Origin of the sequence: Microbacterium sp. Root53 (assembly GCF_001426925.1) — a bacterium.
Classification (GTDB): Bacteria; Actinomycetota; Actinomycetes; order Actinomycetales; family Microbacteriaceae; genus Microbacterium.
Genome location: NZ_LMFR01000012.1, coordinates 578,097 through 586,706 on the forward strand (window position 1 = coordinate 578,097; position 8,610 = coordinate 586,706).

An 8,610-nucleotide genomic window follows, 5' to 3' on the forward strand; every position below is an offset into this window, starting at 1 on the left:
AGAGAAGGTCAGCATGGACATGCGCAGCAGAGCCCTCGGCATCGTCGCCGGCGGAGCCATCCTCGCGCTCGCCCTCGGCGGCTGTGCGCGAGGCGCCGACGGCGGCGGCACCGGAGGCGGGGACGGCGGCTCGGCCGCCAGCCCCGGCATCACGGACGACACCATCACGCTGGGCGTCACGACGCCGCTCAGCGGCGCGACGGCCGGGCCGGGCAACTGCACGGTCGCGGGTCTCGTCGCCTACTTCGGCGAGACCGGGCCGGTCGAGTTCGGCGACGGCAAGACGCGCGAGGTCGTCATCGAGGCGTTCGACGACGCGTACGACCCCCAGAAGGCGCTGTCGAACTTCCAGCAGAACCAGGCGGACGTGTTCGCGTTCACGTCGGGCCTCGGCACTCCCACCAACCGCGCCTACCGCGAGGCCGCGATCGAGGAGGAGGTGCCGCAGGTGCTCGTCATGACGGGCGACCCGCTCTTCAGCGACCGCACCGAGAGCCCGTGGCAGCTCGGCTTCGTGCCGATCTACCAGAACGAGGGCGAGGCGTTCGGCGAGCTCCTGGCCTCGTCGGGAGAGGACCTCACGGTCGCCATCCTGTCGCAGAACGACGACTACGGCGCCGGCTACGTCGAGGGCTTCAAGACCGCCGTCGAAGGCGCCGACAACATCGAGATCGTGAAGGAGCTCACGTACGAGGCGACCGACACCTCGGTCGACGCGCAGCTGACCGAGCTGGCCGCGACCGACGCGGACGTGTTCTTCAACGCCATGTCGATCACCCCGCTGGTGATCTCGTCGATCGAGAAGGCGCGCGAGCTCGACTGGGAGCCGAGCTGGTTCCTGCCGTCGAACACGTCGAGCCCCGTGGCGATCCTCGGGCCGGCGGGTGCCGACCCCGAGCACGGCTACTACTCGGTGTCGTTCGCCAAGGCGCCCCAGAGCCCCGCGTTCGCCGAGGACGAGGACGTCAAGACGTTCCTCGCGGCGCTCGAGGAGCACTCGGGCGACTACACCACGACGCCCGACTTCCCGCACTGCATGTGGAGCTGGATGGTCGGCGCGACGCTGCAGGAGGCGTTCGCCGCGATGGAGGAGCCCACGCGCGAGAGCTTCATGGAGGCGCTGCAGGGCATCTCGGGGTTCACTGCGCCGCTGATGCTCGAGGGCACGTCGATCGACACGACGCAGGACGGGCAGCCGGCCGTGTCGACCGTGGTGGTCCAGCGCTACAACGGCCAGGGCTACGCGGAGGCCGAGACGTTCGAGGACTGATCGGATGACGAAGGGCGCCCGGCGGGAACCCCCCACCGGGCGCCCCTCGCCGCCGGGAATCAGCGCATGTCGGACAGCAGCGCGATGATGCCCTCGAGGTGGCGCCGGGTGGCCTCGGCCGCGGCATCGGCGTCGCGAGCCAGCACGGCGTCGATGATCGCGATGTGCTCGGGTGCCGACTGGTTCACGCGGCCCGGGTGATACGCGAGCCGGAACTGGTGCCGGGCCGACTGGGCCAGCAGCCGCTCGAGCAGGCGCGTCGCGGTCGCGTGACCGCTGATGTCGCGGATGCGCCGGTCCATCTCCTGGTTCAGCGACGCGTAGCCGACCAGATCGCCCGCCGCGACGGCGGCCTGGATGCGCTCGCGCAGGTCGACGAGGCCCGACGCGTCCTCCTCGGTGAGGTTCTCGGCGGCCTTCCGCGCGCACAGCACCTCCAGCCCGATGCGCACCTCGACGATCTCGATGGCCTCATCGACCGTGATCGCGCGCACGCGGGCTCCGCGGTTGGGCAGCCGTTCGACCAGCCCCTCCCCCGCGAGGTTCATCAGGGCGGTCCGCACGGACGCGCGGCTGGCCTCGAAGCGGTCGCTGAGGTCGGCCTCGATCAGGCGCTGATGCGGCGCGAAGTCGCCGCTCAGCAGGGCCTCGCGGATGCGGTCGGTCAGTTCGGCGGCGGCGGGGCGGGCGGCGCCCTCGACGCCCGCGGTCTGCGGCTCGGTGGTGGTCGGCACGCTTCCTCCTCGCGCGGTCTCCGGGGCGCGACCATGCCCCTCCCGCTCATTCTCGCCGCAACCGCCAGGATCGTCCCACATATTGGCGACAACCCTTGTCGTGCCGCTCGGCCCCGATGAGACTGGGCGATACACGCCGCGGCGCTCGGCGGCCGGCGTGATCCCCCCAGCGCGATCCCACAGAGAGGTGAGTGATCCCATGACGGACACCGAGAACGCCGTGGTCAGCACGGACGCGGCATCCGGCCCGGCGAACGACACGGACGTCGGCACGGCGACCGAGTCGGCCGTACGAACCGGGCTCTACATCGGCGGCGAGGAGCGGTTCACGGGAGAGACGCTCAAGATCGCCGACCCCGGCAAGCCGGGCGCGGTGGTCGGCGAGGCCGCGGCCGCGTCGCCGCAGGACGTCGCCGACGCGGTGGCGGCCGCGAAGGCCGCGTTCCCCGCGTGGTCCGCGCTCTCCGCGCAGGAGCGCGCCAAGGCCATGGCCGACGCGATCGCCGGCATCGCGGACGACCGCGACGAGGACGCCGCCATCCTGTCGCAGGAGAACGGCAAGATCCGCATGGAGGCGTGGATCGACGCGCTCGTGTTCGAGATCCGCTGGAACCTCGCGCTGGCCCTGGCGGACGAGGTCGACCAGGGCAAGGTGCTCGAGCCTGCACCAGGCATCCCCGTGACGACGCAGGTCGGCTACCAGCCGCTGGGCGTGACGACGATCATCGTGCCGTTCAACTGGCCGATCGCGATCCTCGGCGCCTCGCTGCCGCACGCCCTCCTGGCGGGCAACACCGCGATCGTGAAGCCGCCGCCCTCCGCCCCGCTCGCCACGGCGCGCGTCGTGCAGCGCGTGGCCGAGAAGCTGCCGCCGGGCGTGCTCAACATCGTGACCGGCAAGGACGAGAACATGGCGGGGCTCATCCAGAACCCGGATGTCGCGAAGCTGTGCTTCACCGGCAGCGTCAACGGCGGCAAGCGGATGATGGAGATGGCGTCCAAGACGCTCACGCGCGTGACGCTCGAGCTGGGCGGCAACGACGCGGCGGTCGTGGCGGAGGACGCCATCCTGGACGACACGCACCTCGACCGGCTGTTCGCGGCCATCTACGACACGACCGGCCAGATCTGCATGAACGCCAAGCGCGTCTACGTGCACCGCTCGCGGCTGGACGAGCTCGTCGCCGGCCTCGAGGCGCGGCTGCAGAAGGTGCAGCTCGGCTACGGGCTCGACGAGGGCACCACGATGGGCCCGCTGCACCAGCCGGCGCAGAAGGCGTTCGTGGAGGAGATCATCCAGGAGGCGAAGGACGCGGGGGCCGAGGTGCGCGAGTACGGCGAGCTGCCCGGCGGCGAACTCGCAGGCGGCAACTTCCTGCGACCGGCGCTCGTGATCGATCCGGATCCGTCGCTGCGTGTGGTCACCATGGAGCAGTTCGGCCCCGTGATCCCTCTCATCCCGTTCGACACCGAGGACGAGGCGATCGCCGCCGCCAACGACACCTGGGGCGGCCTGTGCGGCTCGGTGTGGACGGCCGATCCGGGGACCGCGCAGCGGATCGGCGCGCAGCTGCAGTGCGGCTACGTCTGGGTCAACGACCACGGCGCCACCCGCCTGGACCTCCGCGCGCCGTTCGGCGGCATGAAGCAGTCGGGCTTCGGCCGCGAACAGGGCATCGAGGGTGTCCGCGCCTTCCAGGACACCCGCTCGATCGCGGTGCTCGACGAGGAGGCGCTGAAGGCCATGGCGCACTGAGAGGCGGAACGGAGCGGGCTGCGGTCGCGAGAGAATAGGACACGATGTCCGATTCACCGCGCCGCAGCCCGTTCGCCCGTCCCGCGAGGGACGACGGCCCCCGCGCCACCGTGCGCCAGCTGCTGCCGTTCGTGTTCGAGCACAAGCGCGTGCTGGTGTGGGTGTCGATCCTGAGCGTGATCGCGGCGCTGACGACCCTCATCCAGCCGCTCCTCATCGGCGAGGTGATCGCGCGAGTGCAGGACAGCGAGCCCCTCGGGCTGCTGATCGTGGCGCTGATCGCCTTCGTGATCGTCTCGTCGGCGGTCAGCGCGTACCAGCACTACCTGCTGCAGCGCACCGGCACCGCGGTCGTCCTGTCGAGCCGGCGCCGATTGATCGCGCGCCTGCTCCACCTGCCGATCGGCGAGTTCGACGCGCGCCGCACGGGCGACCTGGTCTCGCGCGTCGGCACCGACACCACGATGCTCTACGCGGTGCTCACGCAGGGCCTCGCCGACAGCGTCGGCAGCATCCTGCTGTTCGCCGGCGCGCTCATCGCGATGCTCGTGATCGACCCGATCCTGCTGCTCAGCATCGTGGGCGTGCTCGCGCTGAGCGTGCTCGCGGTCGTGTCGCTGAGCGGCCGGATGCGGCGCGCGACGGCCGCGCAGCAGGCGCGCGTCGGCGAGCTCACCAGCGGCGTCGAGCGGGCGATCGGCGCCGTGCGGACGATCCGCGCGGCGGGCGCCTCCGACCGCGAAGAGCGCGCCGTCGCGGCCAAGGCGACGGAGGCGTTCGAGGCGGGCGTCGAGGTCGCGCGCGCGTCGGCGCTCGTGGTGCCGATCGCCGGGATCGCGCTGCAGGCGTCGATGCTCGTCGTGCTGGGCGTGGGCGGCATGCGCGTGGCGTCCGGTGCCGTGTCGGTGTCCAGCCTCGTGACGTTCGTGATGTTCCTGTTCCTGCTCGTGATGCCGCTCGCCTCCGCGTTCGGCGCGATCACGAGCGTTGGCCAGGCCCTCGGCGCTCTGGGCCGCATCCAGGAGATCCTCGACCTGCCCGACGAGACCGCGGCCGATCCCGAGCCGCGTCCGGCCGCACCGGTCGAGGGCGCGCCGGCACTGGCGTTCCGCGACGTGCGCTTCCGCTACCCGGAGGCCGCTGTCGCGGCGCGTGAGCGCGCCGCGAAGGAGGCCCTCGAGGCGCACCTGCCGCTCGACGAGAGCGCGGTCGACGAGGCGGAGGCGGGCGCCGAGGCCGCGCACGGCGACGTGCTCCGGGGCGTGACCTTCGAGGTGCCGCGCGGGGCGCGCGTCGCGCTTGTCGGCCCGAGCGGCGCAGGCAAGTCCACGATCCTCGCCCTGATCGAGCGGTTCTACGACCCGATCTCGGGCCGCATCGAGCTGGACGGCCAGGACGTGCGCGAGCTGTCGCGCACCGAGCTGCGCTCCCGGTTCGGCTACGTCGAGCAGGACGCCCCGACGCTGGCCGGCACGCTCGCCGACAACCTGCGCCTCGCTTCCCCCGACGCGAGCGACGCGGACTGCGAGCGCGTGCTGCGGGCCGTGAACCTCGGCTCGGTGATCGACCGCGGCCCGCTGGGGATCGACACCCCCGTCGGCGAGGACGGCGTCATGCTGTCGGGCGGCGAGCGCCAGCGCCTCGCGATCGCGCGGGCTCTGCTCGCCGCCCCGCCCGTCCTGCTGCTCGACGAGTCGACCTCGTCGCTCGACGGCCTCAACGAGCAGCTCATGCGCGACGCGATCGACGCGGTGGCCGAGGGCCGCACGCTGCTCGTGATCGCCCACCGCCTGTCGACGGTCGTCGACAGCGACCGGATCATCGTGCTCGACCACGGCCGCGTGATCGGCCAGGGCACCCACAGCGAGCTGGTGGCGAGCGTGCAGCTGTATCGCGACCTCGCCCGCCACCAGCTGCTGGTCTGAGCCGCTATCCGGCGCTGGTCGGGTTGCCCGAGCTCGCCTTGCAGGCGAAGCTGTCGGCGGAATCCGGGTCGCCGCCCTCGTAGCGCGCGACCAGCGGGTACACGCACAGCGGACGCTCGGCGCCCGGAGCGAGACCCGCCGCCATCGCCTCCGCGTTGTTCGCGCGCGCCTCAGCGATCAGTCGATCCGGCGCGACGCCGTTCTCGACCCAGTCGATGAGGGCGCCGAGGGCGTCGACCTTGTCGGTCGAGGCGCCGCCCGAGACGTGGGCCATGCCCGGCACCTGGAAGTACCGGATGAAGTCCTCCGCCTTGTTGCCGTACGCCTTGTCGACCTCCGTGAACCAGCGGGCCGTGTCGTCGGCGCTGAACACCGCGTCGGACGCGCCGTGGATGACGATCATCTTCGCCCCCGTGTCACGCAGGGTGTCGTAGTCGGTGTCGTCCCCGAGCGGCGTCATGAACTCCATCGCGCTCTGGCCCGACAGGCCGGCCTCGTAGATGCCCGCCTCCATGGCGTCGACGTCCGCCATCAGCGGCGACGCGAGGATCGAGTAGTCCGGATACGGCATGAACACCGTGCCCACGGCCAGCGGATCGAGAGCGACGCTGATGAACAGGTTCCAGGTCGCCCAGTCGCCGTTCGTGATGCCCGCATCGACGGGGAACGACTCGTAGATCTCCTCGCCGGTGCTGGTGGTCACGCCGGCGTAGACCTGGGCGAGCACGTCCTTCTGCGCCACGCTCAGGCAGGTGCCGTCGCGCTCGCCCTCGCACGTGGGGACGTCGCGGTGGATGTCGAAGAACTTCGCGCATCGCTCGCTGTCCTGCACGAGCCCGTCGCGCAGCCGGTCGATCCCGTCGCAGCGCTCGAGGATGCCCGCCTTGATCACCGCGCGCTCGGCGGGAGTGATCGCGGTGTTCAGGTTGCCCGGCACCGTCGCGACGGCGTTGAACAGCTGCGCCTCGGCGATCTGCGCCACCGCGGCCTGCGGCAGGTTGAAGCCCGGTGCGACCGGCAGGAAGCCGTCGTACTCGTCGGCCAGGCGCGTGGCGGCGACCATGGTGTGGCGGCCGCCGTTCGATCCGCCCGCGAAGTACGAGGTGTCCGGCCCGCGGCCGTACGCCGCCTCGATGAGCGCCTTCGCCAGGGGCGTCAGCGTCACCGCGGTGTTGTAGCCGAAGTCGAGGCGCGCCTGGCCGTCGTTGCCGAACGAACCGTTCTGCGCGCCCGTGTGCCCCGCGTCGGAGCTGATGATCGCGAAGCCCATCGCCAGGCCCGACCGCTCCTGGCCGCCCGTGAAGTTCCCGAGGGCCGGGGCGACGGAGCCGTCGATGCCGCCGTTGCCCTGGTAGAGGTAGCGACCGGCCCAGTCGGCGGGCAGGCGCATCTCCCAGCCGATCGCGTAGCGCTGACCGTCCTCGCCGACCCGCTCGTTCGTCTGTCCGGTGACGCGGCAGTGGGCGGGCTGCGCCCCGGCGGGAGTGAAGGCGGCCGCCGTGATGCGGGTGGCCTCGTACTCGAAGCCGATGAGCGACTCGCACTCGAGCAGCTCGCCGGGGGTCGCGGGGGCGACCTGCGGGATGTCGGGCCGCGGCGCGGCTGTCGCGGGCGCCGGTGCGCCGATCAGCAGGGCGATCGCCGCGGCCGCCGCGAGCACCGTCGGGGGTGTTCTCTTCATGTGGGGGTTCCTCCTCATCGAGGGTTCACGCCCGCATCGTTGCGGACGGGTCCGGACGGCGCTCCTCCCCCGGCGCGCTCTAGCTGTACTGCCCAGCCAGGTTGTTTGAGATCCGGCTGATGGGCGGGAGCTTCCCGATCGCGGTGTGGGGCCTGTGGTGATTGTAGAAGTGCAGCCAGGCCGNCCGCGGCAGCCTGCACCTGGCCGCCTAGCTGTACTGCCCAGCCAGGTTGTTTGAGATCCGGCTGATGGGCGGGAGCTTCCCGATCGCGGTGTGGGGCCTGTGGTGATTGTAGAAGTGCAGCCAGGCCGGCAGGGCTGCTCGGCGGGCTGATTCGCTGTTGTAGTGCTTCACGTAGGCCCAACCGTCGGCCATGGTGCGATGGAATCGCTCGATCTTCCCGTTCGTCTGGGGGCGGTAAGGACGGGTCCGCTTGGGCGTGATGCCGAGCTCGGCGCAGGCGTGCCGCCAGGCGTGGGAGCGGTAGGCGGAGCCGTTGTCGGAAAGGACTCGCTCGACGCGGACTCCGCGGTCGGCGAACCAGGACACTGCCCGCTGCAGGACGCCAATCGCGGTCTCGGCGCGTTCATCGTCGTGGATCTCGGCGTAAGCGACGCGGGAGTGGTCGTCGATGACGGTGTGGACGTAGGCGGTGCCGGTGACCATGTCGCCGGCGATGCCGCGCTTCCCGGTGCGCTTGGCTGTGACGGCTCGGTTGCGGTCGCCCTGGAACCGTCCGACGTAGCGCCAGCCGCCGCCGTCGGGGATGTTGCCGAGCTTCTTCACGTCGACATGGATCAGAGCCCCCGGAGCCTCGTGCTCGTAGCGACGAGCGGGCTCACCGGTCTTCACGTCGATATGCGAGAGCCGGTTCAACCGGCAACGTTTCAGTACGGCATGAACGGTCGAGGACGCCATCTCCAACCGACCCGCGAGGCGCTTGCGGATCCGCAGATGCACGATCTTCTTCACCAGCCGCTGCGGAGTCCGGTTCGGATGAGTGTGCGGCCGGGACGATCGGTCGGCCATGCCCTCCTCGCCGAGCTCAAGGTAGCGCAGCGCCCACTTCTTCGCGGTTGGCCAGGACACCCGGAAGTAGTCCGCTGCTGCCGCGATCGTCCAGTCCTCGTCGATGACCTTCTGGGCGAGACGGAGCCTTTGGCGCGGGGTCAGCGCCGCGTTAGCGTGAGACACGAGAACCTCCCTGGTTCAGAGCGGATGCGGTAGCAGCTCCACTCTGCCG

The 8,610-nt window shown here is 71.2% G+C and carries 6 protein-coding genes and 1 pseudogene; 3 read left to right on the forward strand and 4 right to left on the reverse strand.

Translation table 11 applies throughout. The features are described from left to right. Positions 1 to 13: 13 nt before the first annotated feature. Positions 14 to 1,270, forward strand: coding sequence for an ABC transporter substrate-binding protein (locus tag ASD19_RS07575; RefSeq protein WP_055990505.1), 1,257 nt, complete (start codon positions 14 to 16; stop codon positions 1,268 to 1,270). Between the two features lie 59 nt (positions 1,271 to 1,329). Here ASD19_RS07575 and ASD19_RS07580 read toward each other — a convergent pair whose 3' ends face one another. Further along, positions 1,330 to 2,004, reverse strand: coding sequence for a GntR family transcriptional regulator (locus ASD19_RS07580; protein WP_235562993.1), 675 nt, complete (start codon positions 2,002 to 2,004; stop codon positions 1,330 to 1,332). A gap of 199 nt (positions 2,005 to 2,203) precedes the next feature. Here ASD19_RS07580 and ASD19_RS07585 point away from each other — a divergent pair, with 199 nt between their 5' ends. Together ASD19_RS07585 and ASD19_RS07590 are read left to right on the forward strand one after the other, a co-directional pair. Next, positions 2,204 to 3,760, forward strand: coding sequence for an aldehyde dehydrogenase family protein (locus tag ASD19_RS07585; protein WP_082543048.1), 1,557 nt, complete (start codon positions 2,204 to 2,206; stop codon positions 3,758 to 3,760). Between the two features lie 44 nt (positions 3,761 to 3,804). After that, positions 3,805 to 5,685, forward strand: coding sequence for an ABC transporter ATP-binding protein (locus ASD19_RS07590; RefSeq protein WP_055990507.1), 1,881 nt, complete (start codon positions 3,805 to 3,807; stop codon positions 5,683 to 5,685). Positions 5,686 to 5,689: 4 nt separating this feature from the next. On the opposite strand, the gene ASD19_RS07595 is transcribed toward ASD19_RS07590, so the two are convergent. The 3 genes and pseudogenes from ASD19_RS07595 to ASD19_RS07600 all read right to left on the reverse strand — a co-directional run bounded on the left by ASD19_RS07595 (position 5,690) and on the right by ASD19_RS07600 (position 8,561). Then, complete coding sequence (locus ASD19_RS07595; protein ID WP_082543049.1) at positions 5,690 to 7,366, reverse strand: tannase/feruloyl esterase family alpha/beta hydrolase; 1,677 nt, start codon at positions 7,364 to 7,366, stop codon at positions 5,690 to 5,692. 79 nt (positions 7,367 to 7,445) lie between these two features. Continuing rightward, positions 7,446 to 7,549: pseudogene (locus tag ASD19_RS14800) on the reverse strand (IS481 family transposase); the annotation flags it as partial. Positions 7,550 to 7,574: 25 nt separating this feature from the next. Continuing rightward, entirely contained in the window at positions 7,575 to 8,561 is a 987-nt protein-coding gene (locus ASD19_RS07600; protein ID WP_055990510.1) for an IS481 family transposase, read from the reverse strand. Between the last annotated feature and the right edge of the window lie 49 nt (positions 8,562 to 8,610).

Excerpts from the sequence above, each read along its gene's own strand:
- ASD19_RS07595 (WP_082543049.1), bottom strand. The coding sequence starts at position 7,366 with ATGAAGAGAACACCCCCGACGGTGCTCGCGGCGGCCGCGGCGATCGCC.
- ASD19_RS07585 (WP_082543048.1), top strand. The coding sequence starts at position 2,204 with ATGACGGACACCGAGAACGCCGTGGTCAGCACGGACGCGGCATCCGGC.
- ASD19_RS07590 (WP_055990507.1), top strand. The coding sequence starts at position 3,805 with ATGTCCGATTCACCGCGCCGCAGCCCGTTCGCCCGTCCCGCGAGGGAC.
- ASD19_RS07575 (WP_055990505.1), top strand. The coding sequence starts at position 14 with ATGGACATGCGCAGCAGAGCCCTCGGCATCGTCGCCGGCGGAGCCATC.